The organism is Anderseniella sp. Alg231-50, from assembly GCF_900149695.1.
In the GTDB taxonomy this organism is placed as follows: domain Bacteria; phylum Pseudomonadota; class Alphaproteobacteria; order Rhizobiales; family Aestuariivirgaceae; genus Anderseniella.
Window position 1 is genome coordinate 159142 of record NZ_LT703004.1, and the last position, 18454, is coordinate 177595.

The 18454-nt window shown below is 56.2% G+C and carries 18 protein-coding genes; 12 read left to right on the forward strand and 6 right to left on the reverse strand.

What is annotated here, in order from left to right; all coding sequences use genetic code 11:
• The first annotated feature begins 10 nt into the window (after positions 1-10).
• From DHN55_RS13340 to DHN55_RS13350, 3 genes are all read left to right on the forward strand, one after another.
• A complete protein-coding gene (locus tag DHN55_RS13340; RefSeq protein ID WP_337660278.1) occupies positions 11-2134 on the forward strand; it encodes a DUF294 nucleotidyltransferase-like domain-containing protein in 2124 nt (707 codons plus the stop codon).
• Between the two features lie 294 nt (positions 2135-2428).
• The gene (locus DHN55_RS13345) at positions 2429-3604 is read left to right on the forward strand and encodes an acetate/propionate family kinase (RefSeq protein ID WP_108881989.1); all 1176 of its coding nucleotides are present in this window, start codon (positions 2429-2431) and stop codon (positions 3602-3604) included.
• A 3-nt stretch (positions 3605-3607) separates the two neighbouring features.
• A complete protein-coding gene (locus tag DHN55_RS13350; protein ID WP_108881990.1) occupies positions 3608-4354 on the forward strand; it encodes a TSUP family transporter in 747 nt (248 codons plus the stop codon).
• A 16-nt stretch (positions 4355-4370) separates the two neighbouring features.
• Here the strand turns inward: DHN55_RS13350 and pta are convergent, their stop codons facing one another.
• Positions 4371-5360: a phosphate acetyltransferase gene (gene pta / locus DHN55_RS13355; RefSeq protein WP_337660279.1), complete on the reverse strand. Its 990-nt coding sequence runs from the start codon at positions 5358-5360 to the stop codon at positions 4371-4373.
• Between the two features lie 242 nt (positions 5361-5602).
• Here pta and DHN55_RS13360 point away from each other — a divergent pair, with 242 nt between their 5' ends.
• A complete protein-coding gene (locus DHN55_RS13360; protein WP_108881991.1) occupies positions 5603-6628 on the forward strand; it encodes a hypothetical protein in 1026 nt (341 codons plus the stop codon).
• Positions 6629-6716: 88 nt separating this feature from the next.
• Here the strand turns inward: DHN55_RS13360 and DHN55_RS13365 are convergent, their stop codons facing one another.
• Positions 6717-8363 (reverse strand): L,D-transpeptidase family protein, encoded by a 1647-nt coding sequence (locus DHN55_RS13365; RefSeq protein WP_108881992.1) that lies wholly within the window; start codon positions 8361-8363, stop codon positions 6717-6719.
• 303 nt (positions 8364-8666) lie between these two features.
• Between DHN55_RS13365 and DHN55_RS13370 the strand changes: the two genes are divergently transcribed.
• On the forward strand, positions 8667-9416 hold the full coding sequence (locus DHN55_RS13370) for a DUF6969 family protein (RefSeq protein WP_337660280.1): 750 nt from the start codon (positions 8667-8669) through the stop codon (positions 9414-9416).
• Complete coding sequence (locus DHN55_RS13375; RefSeq protein WP_108881994.1) at positions 9413-10297, forward strand: SUMF1/EgtB/PvdO family nonheme iron enzyme; 885 nt, start codon at positions 9413-9415, stop codon at positions 10295-10297. Before DHN55_RS13370 ends, DHN55_RS13375 begins: the two co-directional genes overlap by 4 nt.
• Positions 10298-10862: 565 nt before the next feature.
• Here the strand turns inward: DHN55_RS13375 and DHN55_RS22355 are convergent.
• Positions 10863-11714 (reverse strand): hypothetical protein, encoded by an 852-nt coding sequence (locus DHN55_RS22355; protein WP_337660281.1) that lies wholly within the window; start codon positions 11712-11714, stop codon positions 10863-10865.
• A gap of 106 nt (positions 11715-11820) precedes the next feature.
• On the opposite strand from DHN55_RS22355, the gene DHN55_RS22360 reads away from it, so the two are divergent.
• Both DHN55_RS22360 and DHN55_RS13390 read left to right on the forward strand, forming a co-directional pair.
• Complete coding sequence (locus DHN55_RS22360) at positions 11821-12267, forward strand: cytochrome P460 family protein (protein ID WP_337660282.1); 447 nt, start codon at positions 11821-11823, stop codon at positions 12265-12267.
• A gap of 201 nt (positions 12268-12468) precedes the next feature.
• Positions 12469-12813: a RidA family protein gene (locus DHN55_RS13390; RefSeq protein WP_337660283.1), complete on the forward strand. Its 345-nt coding sequence runs from the start codon at positions 12469-12471 to the stop codon at positions 12811-12813.
• Positions 12814-12949: 136 nt separating this feature from the next.
• On the opposite strand, the gene DHN55_RS13395 is transcribed toward DHN55_RS13390, so the two are convergent.
• Both DHN55_RS13395 and DHN55_RS13400 read right to left on the reverse strand, forming a co-directional pair.
• On the reverse strand, positions 12950-13336 hold the full coding sequence (locus tag DHN55_RS13395) for a hypothetical protein (RefSeq protein WP_108881997.1): 387 nt from the start codon (positions 13334-13336) through the stop codon (positions 12950-12952).
• A 76-nt stretch (positions 13337-13412) separates the two neighbouring features.
• Positions 13413-14036, reverse strand: a complete 624-nt coding sequence (locus tag DHN55_RS13400) for a TetR/AcrR family transcriptional regulator C-terminal domain-containing protein (RefSeq protein WP_108881998.1) — start codon at positions 14034-14036, stop codon at positions 13413-13415.
• A gap of 97 nt (positions 14037-14133) precedes the next feature.
• Here DHN55_RS13400 and DHN55_RS13405 point away from each other — a divergent pair, with 97 nt between their 5' ends.
• Entirely contained in the window at positions 14134-14733 is a 600-nt protein-coding gene (locus DHN55_RS13405; RefSeq protein WP_108881999.1) for an OsmC-related (seleno)protein, read from the forward strand.
• Between the two features lie 242 nt (positions 14734-14975).
• Positions 14976-15365: a tautomerase family protein gene (locus tag DHN55_RS13410; protein WP_108882000.1), complete on the forward strand. Its 390-nt coding sequence runs from the start codon at positions 14976-14978 to the stop codon at positions 15363-15365.
• Between the two features lie 207 nt (positions 15366-15572).
• Here DHN55_RS13410 and DHN55_RS13415 read toward each other — a convergent pair whose 3' ends face one another.
• Positions 15573-17081 carry a multicopper oxidase family protein gene (locus tag DHN55_RS13415; RefSeq protein ID WP_337660284.1) on the reverse strand — a complete coding sequence of 503 codons (1509 nt, stop codon included), beginning with the start codon at positions 17079-17081 and terminating at the stop codon, positions 15573-15575.
• Between the two features lie 314 nt (positions 17082-17395).
• On the opposite strand from DHN55_RS13415, the gene DHN55_RS13420 reads away from it, so the two are divergent.
• Together DHN55_RS13420 and DHN55_RS13425 are read left to right on the forward strand one after the other, a co-directional pair.
• Positions 17396-17794: a hypothetical protein gene (locus DHN55_RS13420; protein WP_108882002.1), complete on the forward strand. Its 399-nt coding sequence runs from the start codon at positions 17396-17398 to the stop codon at positions 17792-17794.
• A 14-nt stretch (positions 17795-17808) separates the two neighbouring features.
• On the forward strand, positions 17809-18453 hold the full coding sequence (locus DHN55_RS13425; RefSeq protein WP_108882003.1) for a cytochrome P460 family protein: 645 nt from the start codon (positions 17809-17811) through the stop codon (positions 18451-18453).
• Position 18454: the final 1 nt, after the last annotated feature.

Genomic DNA, 18454 nt, shown 5'->3' on the forward strand with positions numbered 1-18454 from the left:
CTTGAGTTTCATGGTTGAAAGAACCGGCCTTTCCGCCCTGCCGCTGGCCCTGATACCGGCCGTGGTGATGGATACTGAAACGACCGGCCTGGACACCGGATCCGACCGGGTTGTCGAGATTGCCGCGATACGCGTTACCGATGGGCTTGCCGATCCTGCTGCCGCGTTTCAGATGCTGGTCAATCCCGGCATTGCGATCCCGGCTTCATCAACCGCCATACACAGCATCACCGATGCAGACGTGGCAGACGCAGATGATATTGCAAATGTGATTCCGCGGTTTTCACAGTGGACGGGAAACGCCGTCATGATCGGTTACTCGATCGGTTTTGATCTTGCCATCCTGAAAGCGGAACATCTGCGTCACGGCCTGCGCTGGAACGCGCCCAGGAGCCTGGATGTGCGGCACCTTGTTGAACTGGTGGCGGAAGACCTGCCGGAACAATCCCTCGACACTGCCGCAGCCTGGCTGGGCGTGCCGGTAGAAGACCGACACCGCGCACTGGGAGATGCCATGGTGGCACTTGGCGTGTTCCAGGCGCTTGTGCCGAAACTGAAACAGCGCGGCATAACCACCCTGGCGCAAGCCGAGCGCTCCTGCCTGGAGCGCGCTTCACGCTATCACGGCGAAGCACGCGCGGGATGGCATGATGTAGTGGACCCGGGGCGAACCTCACCTTTGAACGTCACAGACTATGCCCGCATTGACAGCTTTCCATACCGCCATCGTACCGGTGACATCATGCACTCCCCGCCCCTGAGCGTCTCCGGCGCCACAAAAATGTCGGAGGCACTGGCACTGGCGTTGCGCAAAGAGGTCAGCTCGGTTTTTGTCAATCCGGGCACCGGCGCCGGACAGCCCGGTATTCTGACCGAGCGCGACATGTTGCGCGCCATCGAGGCAACCGGCACAAAAGCACTGGATATGCCGGTCAGCAGATTTGCAGCTTTTCCTCTGGTCACCGTCGCCGCAGACGAATTCATCTACCGGGCCATCTCGATCATGGCCCGTCGCGGATTTCGCCATCTCGGCGTAACCGGGACGGACGGTAAACTGGTCGGTGCGCTAAGCGCCCGCGACCTGCTCAAGCAGCGCGCCGACACGGCAGTTGCGCTAGGCAATGACATCGATACCGCAAGCAGTACCGAAGAGCTCGGCAAGGTCTGGGCACGCCTGACAACAGTGGTGCGCGCGCTGGTGTCGGAAGACGTTGATCCGCGCGATATCGCGGCAGTGATATCGCGGGAACTGCGCTCTCTGACACAACGCGCATGCGAGCTGGGTGAAGCGGCCATGCAAATGCGGGGCAAGGGTCCGCCGCCGCAACCTTATACGATGTTCGTGCTGGGTTCCGGCGGGCGTGGAGAAAGCCTGCTGGCAATGGACCAGGACAATGCCATTGTATTTGGCAAGGGCGATCCCGGCGGCGATGCCGATCTGTGGTTTGCCGAACTGGGAGCCGTTGTGGCCGATACGCTCAACGATGCCGGTGTCAGCCACTGCAAGGGCGGCATAATGGCATCCAACAGTGATTGGCGCATGGACGCCGGTCACTGGCGCGACGTGGTATCGCAATGGCTGTCGAAATCGCGGCCTGAGGACATACTCAGTGCCGACATTTTCTTTGATGCCAAAGCTGTGCACGGTGACGATGCGCTCCTGGACACATTGAGCATGGATGCGTTGCACGGTGCACAAAAGGCGCACGGCTTCCTGAACGCCATGCAGCTGAGGGCCGGAGAGTTTACGTCGCCTGTGGGCTGGTTCGGCAAGTGGAAGCTTGAGGATGGGCGGGTGGATTTGAAACGGGCCGGACTGATGCCGCTGTTTTCAGCCGCACGGGTAATGGCCTTGCGCCATGGTGTTTCCGAGCCTTCCACGCCAGGACGCCTGGAAGCGGTGCGCGCGGCCGGTATCGAGGCAGCCCATGTCATCGACGATCTAATCGAAGCTCACAAGATACTGCTGTCTGCAATACTGCGTCAGCAACTTCGAGACATAGAGGCCGGCCTGAAACTTGGCAACAGCATGGACCCGTCCCAGATGACCGGTCACGACCTGCAGCAGGTACGCTGGGCGATTGACCAGATTCCGAAGGTTCGCGATTTGCTTGGCATCCCGGCGTATGGCTGAGACGATGAGATTGTCCGAGGGCTGCAATGAACGAGTTATTTTCGATCGAGGTCTTCGTCCACCCAGTATGGAGTGTGCCATGGATGACCTTCAAAAGTTGACCGAAAACATGTTGCCGTTTGCCGGGCATCCCGGGATAGAATTTGCAAGTGCCGACAAGGCTTCAGTCGCTGCAACGATGCTGGTGCGGCCTGAATTGTGCTTGCGACCGGTGATTGATAAATGGGCTACACAACCTTGAACATTCAAAGGGGCAGTTCGCTGGAGTGACCAGCGACTACCGATTCCAAAAAAATGAAAAACATTCTGGTGCTCAATGCCGGCTCGTCGTCGCTGAAATTCGCAATATTTTCAGGGCGTGAACTGGATGAAATACTGCACGGACAAGTCGACGGCCTTGGCAGCACACCTGTCTTTGCCGCCAAATGGCCAGGCGGGACAGCGCATTCAGGTGCAGTCCCTGACCTGCCCCGCGATGCGGGCCACGCCAAGGCGCTGGCTGCTGTTCTGGGCTGGCTGCGCGACAACCACAATGGGCCCGAAACCCTTGCCGGCAGCGGGCATCGCATCGTACACGGCGGCGACATTTATACAGGCCCGGTAATTGTCGACGACCTCGTGCTGGCCAACCTGGATGAACTGCGCTCCAAGGCGCCGTTACACCTGCCGTTTGGCATCTCCGCGCTGCGCCGGATGCGGCAACTGGCACCGGAGCTGCCGCAGGTCGCGTGCTTCGACACTGCTTTTCATGCCGACCAACCCGACACGGACGTACGTCTTCCCTTGCCCCGCAAGTTTCACGAAAAGGGGTATCATCGTTATGGCTTTCATGGCCTCAACTATGAGCATGTCGTGACTGCCCTGCCCGATCTCACCGGCAAACCACTGCCGAAACGCCTGCTGATCGCGCATCTCGGTTCCGGTGCCAGCATGGTTGCTGTAAAGGACGGCACAGGGGTAGCGACCACCATGGGCTACTCCACGGCGGACGGCCTCGTCATGTCGACACGGTCCGGCGCACTGGATCCGGGTGTCCTGATCGCCCTGATGCGCGATGAGGGCATGGACCTGAAACAGCTTGAAGACCTGCTGTACCGGCAGAGCGGTTTGCTTGGCCTGTCCGGCATTTCAGGTGACATGCGCGAACTCCTGGCAAGTGAAGACCCGCGCGCACAGGCTGCGGTCGATTACTACTGCTATTGGGCGGCGCGCCATGCAGGCTCGCTGATCACCGCGCTTGGCGGCATAGACGGGCTGGTGTTCACCGCCGGTGTCGGGGAAAATGCGGCGCCGGTGCGCGCTGGCATTGTCAATCATCTGAACTGGCTGGATGTGGCCGTTGAAAACCAGCGTAATGTGGCCGGCGAGATGGAAATCTCTCCGCCGGATGCAACCTGCCCGGTCTGGATCATCAAGGCCAACGAAGAACTGGCTATCGCGCACCATGTGAGGCGCATGCTGAAAGGATAGCCGATGCCGATTCCGTTTGATCTTGCCGGATGGCCACTTGCCTGGATGGCCCTGGTCGTGCTCGGCGCGGCCTATATTCGCGGCTATTCGGGATTTGGTTTTTCGGCGCTTGTCGTGTCGGCCTCTGCGCTGGTCACCAACCCGCTCAATTTCGTGCCGGTGGTCATGTTGCTGGAAATCGCGGCAACGGCGGGCCAGGCACCGGCGGTATTGAAGGACGTCAACAGGCCGCTGCTCGGCTGGCTGCTGGCCGGTGCAACAATCGGCATGCCGGTATCGATTGCCCTGCTGAGTTCGCTGGACACGGATCTGCTTCGCCTGATCATTTCCATCTGGATATTGATCATGTGTGCGGCATTGCTGAGCGGCTGGAGCCTGCGCCGGAAAGTCGGCACCGCCGGCACGGTGGGAGTTGGTGTTGTGTCGGGCCTGGCCAATGCCGCGGCAATTGGCGGGTTGCCCGTAGCCCTCTTCCTCACTGCGCAGAACCTGCTGGCAAGCGTGTTTCGCGCCACCATGATTTTCTACCTGTGCGCCATCGATATCGTGGCTCTGCCGATCCTGGGATATGCCGGCGTCATTTCCACCGATACATTCATTGCAGCTGCGCTGTGCATTCCGTTACTGGGTGCCGGGGTATGGCTGGGTGGCCGCAAATTCGTGTTGGCGGCGCCGGAAAATTTCCGGCGCATGGCAATCAGCCTGCTGGCATTCCTGGCCGTGCTGGGCCTGCTGAAATCACTGATATAGAGCTTGTCCGTGAGGGTCAGGCCGTGGCCATCAGGATCACTGCCGCCGATACGACGTCATCAACCGAGCAGCCACGCGACAGATCGCACACCGGTTTGTCAAAACCCTGGAAAAACGGCCCGATGGCATCTGCATTGCCCATGTACTGAACCAGCTTGTAGCCGATATTGCCTGAATTCAGATCCGGAAACACCAGCACGTTGGCATCACCTGCCACACCGGCGCCGCCAGTGACCTTGCGCTCGGCAACTGACGGAACCAGGGCTGCGTCCACCTGCAATTCACCTTCAATGGCGAGGTCGGGTGCCTGCTCACGCGCGATGGCAAGTGCGTCTGTCACCTTGGTGACACTGTCGTGGGCCGCACTGCCCTTGGTGGAAAACGACAGCAAAGCAATTTTTGCCGGCTCGCTCAGCAGCTTGGCTGCCGTCCTGCCTGTTGCCATGGCTATCTCTGCCAGGTCTTCGGCGGGTGGGTCGATGTTCACCGCACAATCTGCAAACAGGAAGTCCTTGCGCCCGCCACCCCGGTGATTCGGCACCGACATGAGGAAATAACTGGATAAACGCCTGGTACCCGGAGTGAGGCCAACGGTGCGCAGCGATGCCGAGATCACTTTTCCTGTCGCATTTGCGGCACCTGCTATCATCGCATCAGCCTGGCCGGAAGCCACCATGGCCCCGCCGAAGTAGAGTGGGTCCCGAACCATTGAGGCCGCCTTTTCAGGATCCATGTCCGGCTTTTTCTGCAACAGTTTCTGTTGCAGTCCGGGCAGTTCCGGCGAGGTTTCTATGTCGAGTATATCGATACCTTCAGAGGACAATTTCAGGTTGTCGAAAACTGCCGCTACGGCACTTGGCTTGCCGAGCAATACAGCCCTGGAAAGCCCGGATTTCTGCAATTTTACGGCGGCCTGGACAATACGGACATCTGTGCCTTCAGGATACACGATCAGGCCGTTTCGGGCGGCTGCTCTTTGGGTGAATGGTTCGACGATGCTTTGCACGCTGATTGCCTCATGGTTGTCGGATTTCTGAACTGTGGCCCGGTCAGCCAACAGACCTGATACATAGCGCTTTCGCACCTGCACACAAGCGCCAGTTGCTCACCTGCCGTATGCCAGAAACGTCGCAAGCTGATGATCTGCCTGCACAAAATTGCCTTATACCTATCATATTGCGGTCGTTATCGGCCCTAAAGTGCAGGCTGAGGGACGGCTCTCTTATTCGATCAAGGGAAACTCTCATTATGTCAGTCAGCGCCGAGCACCCCCTCGTCGGCAATGATGCTGCCAGTGAAGATGCGCACGACAATGCGCAGAACACGGTGCGCGCCAAACACGAGAATGAACAACTTCGCCCCCGCAGCGAGGATATGTCGTTTGCGTTTCGTATCGAACCTCCTCGCCAGGACGCTCAGACTGCAGACCCGTATGACGACGGCCCGATCATCAGGCGTATCGACGGCAAGCCCCAGGTCAAGCCACAGGTAAAGTCAAAGTTTGAACCGCCTAGAAAACGGGAAAGGCGGGATTTGCGGACACCGCGCCTGTTCACGCAACCGCATGGCAGAAGTGAAGCCGCACCGCGGGAAGATCTTTCCGCCAGTATCCCTGCGATGGAGGAGAGTCTGTTGGGTGATCAAGCCGAAGAGCAAAACAGCCGTGCAGCATACAATCGCCGCCCCGGCAATATGAACTTCTCCGTTGCAGCTATCAGAGCGCAGCGCATGAGGAAACCGGCAGGCACGCACAAACCGACCAGTATCCTGGCCAAAATGGCTATTGCCACCTTTGTCGGGATCACCTGTATTTCCAGTGGGGTTACCCTGGGCCTGTATGGCCCGGAACTGGGTTATCAGATTGAGCGCCAGGCCAGGCTGGCAAGCGCCTCTCTTGCCGGCGCACTGACTTGGCCCGGCAGCGACAGCAGCAAACCGGTTCAGACAACCAGCACCGCGGTCAGTCAGCAAAAGCCCGCAACCCCGAAGGTCGCTACAGCCGCCAGCTACAGCAAGCCTGCGGCCACGACCGGCGCGAAACGGTATTATGACCGCATCCTGCCGTCGAAACCGCGCACCACTGCCGACATCGAGCGGACTACTCCTACCCAGACGGCTGCTCCTACCCAGACGGCTGCTCCTACCCAGGCGGCTGCTCCTGCCGAGGCGACTGCTCCTGCGCAAGCCAAGCTGACAGGCCTGGAGAAGTATCTTGCGGTACCTCTTGACCTGCAGGCGGCAAGGATAAACGAGGCTTCGACAAGCACCGAGTGATCGGTTACCCCTGTTTCAGGCTCGGGTCGATTGAACCCGTACCGCAATTTACAAGGCCCGCCGTTTCGGCGGGCCTTTTGCTTGACGCCTATGATGAGGGTTTGCCGAACAGTGCGTTGTAGAGCTTTTTGTCACGGGAATAGATGTCCTTGCGAAACTCCACGGACCCGCCTTCACCCCGCCAGGCCGTTGCATAGACAATATGGACCGGCACCTTCTGTTTGAGCCGGACGCGGGTTGTCTTGCGGGTTTCAACGACCCGTTGCAGTTTCTGCAAATTCCAGCCGGGCTCATTTCTCAGGACCGAGACACCAAACTCAAGCGGCTTGTATACCCGGATGCAACCATGGCTGAAGGCACGCTGGGTTCTGCCAAACAAGGCCTTCGACGGTGTATCGTGCAGATAAATTGCATGGCGGTTCGGCAGCATGAACTTGATGATGCCAAGTGCATTTTTAGCACCGGGTTTCTGCCGGATGGTAAAGGGAAAATCACCACGCGAATAGTTGTTGAAATTCACCGATGTGAAGGGGATGGAACGACCGCCTGACAGGAGTTCAAAATTGCTGCCGAGATAACCCGGATTGGCCTTGAGCTTCGGCAACATCTCCTTGGTCGCAATCGAGTACGGCACTGTCCAGGTCGGATTGATATCGACATACTCAAGTTCGTCGGAGAAGATCGGCGTCTGATGGCGGTTCTTGCCGACCATCACCGGACGGGCTTCAATCTGGGTTCCGTCTTCGTAGGTGTAGAGTTCAAACGCGGCGATATTGACCATCAGATGGCGATCGCCCATGTCCCGCGGCATATGACGCCAGCGTTCCATGTTGATGACGATCTGGCGCATCCGCTCCTCGGCCGTGACATTGAGCATGGACAGCGATCCGGGCCCGATAATGCCATCGGCGTCGAGGCCGTTGCGTTTCTGGAACTGTTCGGTCGCCAGCACCAGGTCAGGCGAATAGAGCAGCGGATCCTGGACCTGGCGCGGCAAAACATCACCGGTTTTTTCCAGGCGGGCGCGAAGCTGCATCACGCGCGGATCGCTCATGCCCGGTTTCAGGGCCTCGCCGCGGGCAACTGTGCCCCACCCGCCCTGGCCGGCGATGGTGCGATACTCGCGCAGCAACGACTTGAGCGCCCGGTAATGGGCATTCTGCGGTTCGATAGTCTTCAGATATTGCGACGGATTACGCGCCGAGCCCAGGCCTTCGAGCAAGGCCAGAAGGTCCAGTTTGCGCGGCTTCTGAAAGTGGTCCCGATCAATTTTGGACAGAATGACACGACCTGTAGCAAGGTCGCTGGCATATCCCAGAAAGAACGCCGAATAGGCTATTTCAGCATAAGCGCCGGCCAGCGGGTTTGACGGGTCTATCTGATCGCGAAGTCCGACCAGGTAATCGACCGGATAATCTGCGCGCTTCAGGCCATCATCGTCGGCAAACTCAAGCCGTTGCACAAACGGCGTCATGCGGCTGGTGCCGACCCAGAATATTTCGCCATTGTTTTCGACATAGTGCTTGGTCAGCGTCTTGCGAACCCGCTGGATCGGCAACGGCAAACGGTCTTTGGTGTTCAGTATCTGAATGATTGCCTGGCGCGTCGTGGCGGCATCGGGCGCGGCATTACCCTTGGCAGCGTGCGCATAGCTGATTGTTGATGGTGCCGCTCCGGTCAGGCAGGCGGTGCCGACGCAGACCGCTGCGGCAAGCTTGATGGCTCGTGACCACATGAAATTTCTCCCCGTATTCCAATGGTCACGCCATCCGCAGAAATAACCATCTGTTAGTGTCTCCCTCAACAAAGATGCTCAATGGTATCCGTATTTGCACCTGCATCCTCTCGCCACCTGCAGGAAACGTTCAAATCAATGATACGGATTGTTTCAACCAAAGATCATCACGACGCAGTGTAGAGGTTCGGTTGCAATACATCAAACGGTTGCAACTTAAATTGATCACCGTTTGTCACTTTCACTTGAATTGCGGCGCGAGAGGCTTTTGCGGTTGCTGCCAATTGCTGTAATGTCCCGCCCATGATGACGATACAAAACATGCAGTTTGAAACGGCGCAGCATCTTGGCGTTCTCCCCCGCAGCCGGCTTGAGCAAATGGCCGAAGCCGGGCGCACGGTGAAAGAGATGTTGAGGGTGCTGACCAAGTCGAGCCAGAACATGGTCGGGCAATGTCTTGCCAATCAGGGAACGTTCTACGAACTCGACCATTACCCGAAGGGTGATGTGTATGATGATCAGACCCATTCGCAATATTACTATCACGCCCACCGTCCCGATTCCGGAGAGCACGGACACTTCCATACCTTCCTGAGGGCTGCCGGCATGCCGAAAGGCATCGAACCGGTTCCTTACAAGGGCAAGGCGAAACGTCCCGAAGGCAAGGATGCGCTGACGCACTTCGTTGCTGTGTCCATGGACCGGCCCGGCAACCCCATAGGCCTGTTCACCACCAACCGCTGGGTTACGGACGAAACCTTTTATGCTGCCGAGGACGTCATTTCACTGCTCGACCATTACGAGATGGACCTGACCTATCCGTGCCTGGCCACCAACCGTGCTCTCAGTGCGGTGATGCGGTTGTTCCGGCCGCAGATCGAGAAACTGCTGATCGAACGAGACAAGACCATGAAAAGCTGGGCCGCCATGAAGCCCGGCATCGATGTCTATGAAGATCGCGACCTGGAAGTGACCTCGATCATGGACATCAATATAGACAGGCAGATTGCCGCGGTTGAAAAGGCACTTGCCGACCTGCGCAACGTGGCATGACACCCGGCGCGGCAACGACAGCAGTGCGGGCCGGACTTGTATCTCTGACCATGCTGATGCAGTCAGTCACGCCAATACAGGCGCACGCCCCGGAAATCGACACGGTCGCCGTTGCGGCCGGACCGTTTATTCAGGGCTCGAACAGGGCGGAGCGCGAGGCCGCCTACCAGCTCGACGAAGCAGCTTATGGACATTCCGTTACCCGCAAAAACAAGTGGTACGAGTCAGAGCCGGCCAGAAGGTCTGTCGATCTTCCGGCGTTTCACATCATGCGCACGCCGGTTACCAACGCGCTGTATGCCCGTTTTGTAAAAGCCACGGGACACCGGGTACCGGATGTGGACAAGAAAACCTGGAAAGGCTACCGGCTCATCCATCCCTACAAGCGCACCAGGCAGTTTGCCTGGAAGGCAGGCAAGATACCAGGCGGGCGCGAGCAACATCCAGTGGTGATGGTGTCACGCGCTGATGCAGATGCATTTGCCAAATGGCTCTCGGAACGAACCGGCAAGCAGTGGTCGCTGCCAACCGAACAGCAATGGGAAAAGGCAGCACGCGGGCCGGACGGCAACCGGTTTCCGTGGGGCGATACCTTCAATCCCGGTGTGCTGAACAGCCATGACAAGGGGCCTTTCACCACCATGCCGGTCGGTAGTTTCGCCGATGGAGCGAGCCCATACGGCATGCTTGATTCTGCCGGCCAGGTGTTTGAATGGACGTCAACCTCGGCGTCGGCACAACGCAGCATCGTCAAGGGTGGGTCGTGGGATGACAGCGGTTGCGGCGTGTGCAGACCGGCAGCCCGGCATTCGCGACCCGACAGCATCAAGCACATTCTTGTCGGCTTCCGACTGGTTCACATGAGCCTCACGGCAAATTGAAAATACATGTGCCGAGTTTGACCGCAATGGTCACAATCCGCCGCTAAGGTTGCATTCGGGTCCAATACACAAACGCCATGTCGGCAAAACCCAAAGTGGAGAATACATTCATGAAAATGCACAAAACCAAACTTCTGTCAGGCGCTGCAGCTCTTCCTGTTGTCCTGGGCCTTGCTGCCGGTGCTGTTGTCTTGTCACCGGTTGTCAGCGACGCGCCTGCATACGCATCCTGCAACCCATGCCAGGCTGCCAAGAAGGCCGCTTGTGGTGCCTGCAACCCATGTGCTGCTGCCAAGAAGGCTGCCTGTGGTGCCTGCAACCCATGTGCTGCAGCGAAGGCCGCATGCAATCCTTGCAATCCCTGCTCGGCAGCAAAGCAGTAATATCTGCTGATACTGTAATCCCAGTTCAGGCCAATGAGCTCTGCTGAGCTCTGGTCACTGGTTGAAACCGCCGGTCATTTGCGTGGCCGGCGGTTTTTATGTGTTCACGGCAAGTTGAGCCTTTTGCCCTTGATCGTGACTAGGGTCTACCAGCCCTGCACATTACAGTGCCGTAATGTTCATTATGTCGCACCGGCATATTCAAGGAGGAAACCAATGAAGTCATTCAAATCCAACCTGCTGAGGAGCGCAGCCGCGCTTCCGGTTGCGCTCGGCCTTGCTGCCGGTGTGGTTGCAATCGGAACAGTCAGTGAGCCTCGCATGGCTGCTGCAACCTGCAACCCTTGTGCTGCTACCAAAGCTGCAGCGTGCAATCCATGCGCAGCGGCAAAGGCATGTAACCCGTGCAACCCATGTGCGGCGGCAAAAGCCTGCAACCCTTGCAACCCATGCTCGGCCGCAAAAGCCTGCAATCCGTGCAACCCATGCTCGGCAGCAAAAGCCTGCAATCCGTGCAACCCATGCTCGGCAGCCAAAGCCTGCAATCCGTGCAACCCATGCTCGGCAGCAAAAGCGTGCAACCCCTGCAACCCGTGCAAGGCATCAGCCTGCAATCCATGCAATCCGTGTAAAGCGGCCTGCGGGGCCTGTAACCCGTGCAACCCATGTAACCCATGCTCGGCATCGGCTGGCGGCGCGCCAACCGGCTGTTTCGTACCGCGCCTGCAGACAGCCGCGTTATGCAACCCTTGTGCGGCTGCGAAAGCCTGCAATCCGTGCAACCCATGCTCGGCGGCAAAAGCCTGCAACCCATGCAATCCTTGCTCGGCAGCCAAGGCCTGTAACCCATGCAATCCATGCTCAGCGGCAAAAGCCTGCAACCCATGCAATCCGTGTTCTGCTGCAAAGGCCTGCAACCCTTGCAACCCATGTGCGGCGGCCAAGGCCTGCAATCCGTGCGCGGCGGCAAAGGCCTGCAATCCATGCAATCCGTGCGCAGCGGCAAAAGCCTGCAACCCGTGCAATCCCTGCAAGGCGGCCTGTAATCCCTGTAACCCGTGCAACCCGTGTGCAGCAGCGGAAGGTCCTGAACTGACAAGCGAAGAAGCTGTTGCGCTCTACGATTGCCTGAAGCCTGTGATGGCCAAGTCATACACAGGTGGAAAGCACTGGGCAGCTACCAGGTGGAAAGGCTTTACCCAGGTCACTACGCAGCCTTACACCAGCGCCACCCACGGTGGCCGTCAGGTACAGAACCTGGTCAACAAGATTGGCCTCAAAGCCTACAAGAAGTTTGATGACATCAAGGCGGTCCCGATCGGATCGACAATGGCGAAACCAAGCTTCACGGTCGGCAAAGACGGCCAGGCAAAACTTGGGCCCCTTTTCATCATGGAAAAGATGACCCGAGGCTTCAACGCAGATACGTCCAACTGGCGCTATGCGGCTATCCTGCCAGGTGGTCAGACCATGGGCGTCACCAAGGCAACCAACTCTGCCGGCGTGACGTTCTGCCATGAGTGCCATGTGTCCGGTGAAGACAACGACTTCCTGTTGCTGGCGCCAGAAGAATACCGCGTCAAGTAATCAGCACTGACTGACATGCAAACAAGAAACCGGCGGGGTGGAAACACTCCGCCGGTTCCGGTTTTCCGGAGCGTTATTGCTGCGAGACACCCGAACGATGTTGAAAGCTGACGTTCATGAAGATGGCCAGCGGAAATCGGATCGTGTAGAAACCTAGTCTTTTGCTGTTCAGTTTTGCTGGTTGGCCAAGGGATGGTTGTTGTGAAGCGATTTCCAGTAGAGGGTAAGGGTCGATGCAGCGCGGTCGAGTCAGGCGGACTGGTCTATGCCGTTGCGACCGATCCGCATTGCGCGGATGGACTTACCGGGCAAACCCGCAACACACTTGATGAGCTGGACAAAGTGCTCGTCAAGGCAGGCAGCGGCAAAACCGCACTGATACAGGCAACTGTATATCTCAGCGACATTTCAGCTAAACCGGCAATGGATGCTGTTTGGAGCGAGTGGATCGGCCCAGAGGAAAACTGGCCGCAGCGCGCCTGTGTCGGGGTGGACCTCGATGCCGGGTACCTGATCGAGGTAGTGGTGGTCGCGACAGTGCTCTGAAGGCTCTTTGTCGCAGAAGATGTTGTTTGCCATCTGCGTCCCGACCGGCAGGCTGGAGTCCAACTCACCGGCTTCTGCGGCCTGTCCGGCGTCCGCCTTGGCCATTCATTCCCGGCCATCTCATTGCTTCGCAATCTCAACTCCCAAGGTAGAGAAGCCCGGAGCAGAGAAACCAGACCATCCAGTGCGGCAACCGCAACAGGCCCGCAGCCCGCCGGTTGAGGAATTTCAGTTGAATGACCCAAACCAGGCCCCAAAGAAAGAAGAGCAGGCTGAGTGAAAGCACGATAGGGCGTTCCAACTGCCCCAGATCAGAAAAGGCGACAGCAAAGAGTGCGACCGCAACGACCAGAAGGTCAACTGTCAGCATTTGAAATGCGCACATGGCCTGGACCCAATTTGCAGTCAGGTCCTCGTCTTGCGAAGCGGGAGCGATGGTGGCCGTTTCCTTTGTGCCAGCAAAGACATGTGCAACAAGCGCGAGCAAAGTGATGCAGGCGACGGTCAAAATCAGGACATTCATAAGCGGTTCTCCTCAACGTAACGATTGAAAATGCGTGTTCCGGACATCAGAAGACTTCGGAAAGACTGCGCATTCATCATCCGTCGCGGATGCATCCGGTCAAAAAGCCATCAACAGCGGTTTTTACAATTTGTTCGATCTCATCGTGGGAAGGAATTTGCGCAGTCAGCACCGCCAGCAGGTGTGCATTGCCACGAAGCATTCCCATAAACTGCGCCGCAGCCATATCCGGGTCAGCAATGTGTAAATTTTTTTGGTTTGACTGCTCGCGAAGATAATCTGCGAGATGTTTACTGGCCCGGCCCGGTCCGTTCTGTATGAAACTGTCCGCCAGGTCAGGAAAATGTATCGCTTCCGCCACCATTGCGCGGTACAGGGCAATTCCATCGGCCGAGGTCATGACCTGGAGATAGCGAATTCCCATGTCGATGAGCGTTTCCCTGATCTCTTTTGTTTCAATTTGAGGCGTCAGGGCAGACAGCACGCGGTCTGAAACCTGTGCGATGATAGCCTTGAACAACGCCTCCTTGTTCTCAAAATGACCATACAGGGTTCGCTTGGAACCACCGACAGCAGACAAGACGCGATCCATGGTTGTGCGTCCATATCCCTCTTTGAAAAATAGCGTTTTTGCCGCCGCCAGGATCGCGGCGCGCTTTTCCGATTGACGCCGCTCAAGGCCACTTTGTGTGTTTTTCATATCCCGTTTCCATATCGATCCTATTGACAGGTACGATATCGTATCCTATCTGTCAATTTGGGTACGATATCGTACCGTTATCCAAAGGAGAACACTCATGACGTCAGTAACCGGTACCACGACTTTTGACGGAACGCTTGTGAAGCGCATCCCCACAATGCCCGCCCCTGTCTCATTTGAAATCGAGCCCGCGAAAAAAACCAGGGAAGGTTTGGACCTTGAACTGCACACGATCGCCGAACTTATGCAGGGTCCCGGCTTGCTGAAGCGTTGCTACGTCAAACCGAACATCCCGTCATTTGGCGCTTTCGAAATGCACAGTGACGAAGGTACCGTGATTGGCGGGTCGGACCTCGCGCCAGCGCCGCTCTCCTATCTGGCAGCCGGCATCGCCTTTTGTCTGCTCACTCACCTCAAGGGCTGTGCCGACAGCCAGGGACTCAACATTTCATCGATCCGTGTTGAACAGAAAATGAAATTTCAGTCGCGCATTCCGGGCATGACCGCTGACATGGGTGGCCAGATGGAAGGGCATTCGAATGGCCTCGAGACATTTGTGCTGATTGAAACGCAAGAGGACGATGAAGTGATAACTCGAATGTCAGACATTGCCGAGCGCGCCTGCATGGCTGCCCAGACTGTTGTAAATGCGGTTCCCGCATCGCTGACTGTCACAATCAATGGGCGGCAAATCTAGTCAAAAGCCCGCGCTGTCTCGCAGCAGCGCGGACCCTTCCCCATTGCACTCTCTTGCCAAGTTAACTCGCCTGCAATTGTATCTGGCATTGGCTGGTCGCAACATTTAAACTATCCAGCCTGCCCGACATAACTCATGTCATAGCTAAACTTGATGATCATCTGACCAGGCGGTCAGGCAAGGGCTTCACCTCGCCTTCTCCTGCCCCCTTTCCACATGTTTCCCGGAAAATGAGGCCTCAAATGCCATTCAACAAACTTCATGTCCCAAAGACGCTATCAAGCGATATCTGCCGTTCGATCAACGATCAGTTGCACGCCAGCCTGGTCGAAATGTGCGGAGTGAATCCCGATGACTATTTCTGTTTGATCTGCCGATACGAGCCGGAAGATATGATCTTTCATCCAACATTTCTCGGGGAAAGAGTTCCCCGCGCCACCATCGTGATCGAAATTGCACTCCTGGGTGGCCGGTCAGACAACCAGAAAGAAAAGCTCTACAAGGATGTTCGGCACCGGCTTCGCGAAATCGGCTTCGATCCCGCGAACTCGATCATGTTTCTCGTCGAAAATGGCCCTGCCGACTGGTCATTCAGCGAAGCTGGTTCGGTGAAAACCGTGCTTGGTCTGTGACCTCCAGCAACTATGATGTGTCCGGAACCGGATCACACGTTGAGCAGCAGGAACTCCCGTTCCCATGACGAGATAACCTTGCGATACCGAACCTGCTCTTCTTCCTTAGCCGCCGCAAATTCCATCGCTGACACGGTTCGCTTCACCACGGAGTTTTGACAGTTCCCGGAACTTCATGAGGCCCGATCTGTCACGTTCTTTTCTGCATCAGATCACTTCAACCGCCTGCATCATACCCCGATCCTCGTGAAACAGAATATGGCAGTGGATGACAAACTTGCCTTTGAAATCGATGAACCGACTTCGACAGGTTATGGAACCAGGTTCACCATCACTGCCCACAGGTAAGGCGATAGTGTCCTGCCAGCGCCTTAGTGGACTGTCCAACGGAAGTTCTTTGCCATCGATATGGGTCACAAAAAACGGATTGACGTGAATATGGAAGGGATGCGTACCACTGGTTGTGTTCTGAATCCTCCATTCCTCCGACGTCCCCAGCGCCATTTTCTGTCGCACCTGACCGCTATAGAGCTCTCCGTCGATAGCGAGGCCTTCACTTATTCGCTCGAAGGTCACGACTCTTTTGGGTAGATCATCAGCCTGAATTGGTTCCAGGCCGGAACCAGGCAAAAGGTCATCGGTTGACCATTCGTTGTCAACCGGGTCTCCTTCGATTTCTATTCTGATTTCGGCCGGAGAAGCAGCCGCAAGGGATGCTCCATCCGTATGCAGGAATTTCGCATCGGCAGGCGCGGCAGATAATCTGACTGACTGGCTCGGGGCATCGCGTGGAATGTAGATCATGAGATCTGTACGATTTCCTGGCGCCAGTGCCGCGGGATTGTTCCAGGGTTCTTCATCATTCGACGGGTCGATTTTTATTCTCCGCGGCAATGTCAGGCCATCGAATGCAATCTGCCAGAGTTCCACCGTGGGCACATCAACCGCAAGGCTTACGAATGAATTGGCGAAAAGCGATCCGTTAATGATCCGCCAGCGCTGAACTGAACCTGGCCTCAGTTTTACGGTCGGATTGACATCACCACCACCATCTGCATTGACACGGATCATTTCAGCATTTCCAACGATCATAAATATCTGCTCTTCAGCTTTTTCAACGTATCCAGGCATCAATCCGGGCTTGTCTCTGATGATCAATGGACCAGCCAAACCGCTGCTCACCTGGGTTGCCGTCGAACCATGTTTGTGTGCGTGATACCAATAGGTTCCGGGAGGATGATCTTCAGGCAATTCGAAACGATATTGTGTTTCATGCCGGCGGAAATTCTCATCCCAGCAAGGCACGTCTTGATCCTTCGGAATTATTTTCAGGAAGATGTTGTCGGCATCGTACTTGCCGCTTGAATCCTTGTAGGGAGAAACGTGCAATCCATGTGTATGCAGATTTGTCGTATGATCGCCGTGGAATGTATTGTGGTTCAGGACGCAATCGTCATCTGCCCTGGGCAGGTTGTTGATAAGCCGGACATCTATCGTGTCGCCGGGGTTTGCAAGAATAGCCGGTCCAGGCGACTTGCCATTGTAAGTCATCCGGCCGCCATCTTTGGCAACTTCGAGATCCAGGCTAACCACATTTGATGCATTTGCGGGTCGCGGCAATCCAACTCCGAACGGAGATCCGGCCAGTGCAAACCCAACGCCGATCCCTGCTGTTCTTTTTACGAAAGTACGTCGGTTGACTTTGTTGATTGTCATGATTTCATTCCTCATGGTCACTACATTACACTCGAGATCAGAACCTTAAAAAAGCTTCCGTACTTCCCGATTTCAAGCGGGAAATATTTAAATGTCGCACCGTGAGCAGTAACGCATAGCCAATCAATCAATAAAACCGAAAATCTAAAATATATTATTCAATTTTTATTTGAATGAAACTGATTAACAATCAAATATACCAGGTTTTAATTTTTTGGAATGTGAAGCGCTTCACAGACCCCATTCTTTTTTCATTTATATTTCCCGATTGAAAACTCACGCCGGATATCGTGAGAAGAACGGAGGGATGTGAAATGACCAGCCCGATTGTAGGAACATGGAGTTATCGCAGCTTTCTGAACAATGCTGATTTGGACTTGGAGTTCAACAATCTCCGTTTCGGAGCGGGTACGCTTGAGATTACGGAACCGGAGAGAGGCATCGTTGCCGGCAGCCTTGGCGGAACCGGTTGGTCTCTCGGGCTTCAAGGCTGGCTCAGTTCCGGCAACCCCGGCACGATCCGTTTTCAGGGTTCAGGAGATATCGGTGGGGAGCATTGGGTTTATGATTATCTCGGATTTCTTTCTCCGCACTGGCCAAACGGGGTGGACCAGGTTCCCTCCATCGTCGGCACAATTGTGCGAACCGCACCACACAGCAATGGCAATGCTCCGGCCGGTTTCGTTGCTTCCTGGTATGCCGTGAAACAGTAAGAGAGAGCAAACGAATGAGCGAGCTCGAAAAACCCAGTTTAATAACCCGCACAACGAGGTGGGGTGGATTTGGCGTTTTGATCTTTGCCTTGTCCCTTTTCATTCCGAATTTCGCCACTGGTCAGCAAGCGCCCAACTTCGTGCCCCAATATGACAAAAGCGGGCGATTGAAGGTGCCTACCGGTTATGAAACCTGGGTCTTTGTCGGTTCGAATATAGGGCTGGGATACGCCGCGGAACTGCCCGCGATGACCGCGAAAGAAGCAAAACGGGTTGAGACAGGTTCCTTCCACAATATCTACATCAATCCTGCCGCACATCAACACTTCATCGAGACCGGTGAATTTCCTGATCCGACTGTACTTGTGATGGAGCATTACGAAGCCAAGGGAAAACAGCCCGAAGGCATCCTCGATAAAGGCGTTTTCAATGGCGCGCGCTCGGGATTTGAGGTGGCGGTCAAGAATCCCGCAAGGCCAGATGGCTCAAAGACACCATGGGCTTATTACATTTTCACAGACAGGAAAGATCCCAGCCAGGTCAAGCCGGTAGCCAAGGCCTTTCCCGATGCTGCCTGCTTCAGTTGCCACGAGAAACACGCGAGCACCGACAATGTCTGGGTGCAGTTCTACCCGGTGCTTAGGAAGCATCTGAAGTAAA

Coding starts and splice junctions, on each gene's coding strand:
- DHN55_RS13375 (WP_108881994.1), top strand. CDS start 9,413: ATGACACCCGGCGCGGCAACGACAGCAGTGCGGGCCGGACTTGTATCT.
- DHN55_RS13370 (WP_337660280.1), top strand. CDS start 8,667: ATGATGACGATACAAAACATGCAGTTTGAAACGGCGCAGCATCTTGGC.
- DHN55_RS13400 (WP_108881998.1), bottom strand. CDS start 14,036: ATGAAAAACACACAAAGTGGCCTTGAGCGGCGTCAATCGGAAAAGCGC.
- DHN55_RS13340 (WP_337660278.1), top strand. CDS start 11: ATGGTTGAAAGAACCGGCCTTTCCGCCCTGCCGCTGGCCCTGATACCG.
- DHN55_RS13345 (WP_108881989.1), top strand. CDS start 2,429: ATGAAAAACATTCTGGTGCTCAATGCCGGCTCGTCGTCGCTGAAATTC.
- DHN55_RS22360 (WP_337660282.1), top strand. CDS start 11,821: ATGGCCAAGTCATACACAGGTGGAAAGCACTGGGCAGCTACCAGGTGG.
- DHN55_RS13350 (WP_108881990.1), top strand. CDS start 3,608: ATGCCGATTCCGTTTGATCTTGCCGGATGGCCACTTGCCTGGATGGCC.
- DHN55_RS13410 (WP_108882000.1), top strand. CDS start 14,976: ATGCCATTCAACAAACTTCATGTCCCAAAGACGCTATCAAGCGATATC.
- DHN55_RS13405 (WP_108881999.1), top strand. CDS start 14,134: ATGACGTCAGTAACCGGTACCACGACTTTTGACGGAACGCTTGTGAAG.
- DHN55_RS13395 (WP_108881997.1), bottom strand. CDS start 13,336: ATGAATGTCCTGATTTTGACCGTCGCCTGCATCACTTTGCTCGCGCTT.
- DHN55_RS13360 (WP_108881991.1), top strand. CDS start 5,603: ATGTCAGTCAGCGCCGAGCACCCCCTCGTCGGCAATGATGCTGCCAGT.
- DHN55_RS13415 (WP_337660284.1), bottom strand. CDS start 17,081: ATGACAATCAACAAAGTCAACCGACGTACTTTCGTAAAAAGAACAGCA.
- DHN55_RS13420 (WP_108882002.1), top strand. CDS start 17,396: ATGACCAGCCCGATTGTAGGAACATGGAGTTATCGCAGCTTTCTGAAC.
- DHN55_RS13425 (WP_108882003.1), top strand. CDS start 17,809: ATGAGCGAGCTCGAAAAACCCAGTTTAATAACCCGCACAACGAGGTGG.
- DHN55_RS13365 (WP_108881992.1), bottom strand. CDS start 8,363: ATGTGGTCACGAGCCATCAAGCTTGCCGCAGCGGTCTGCGTCGGCACC.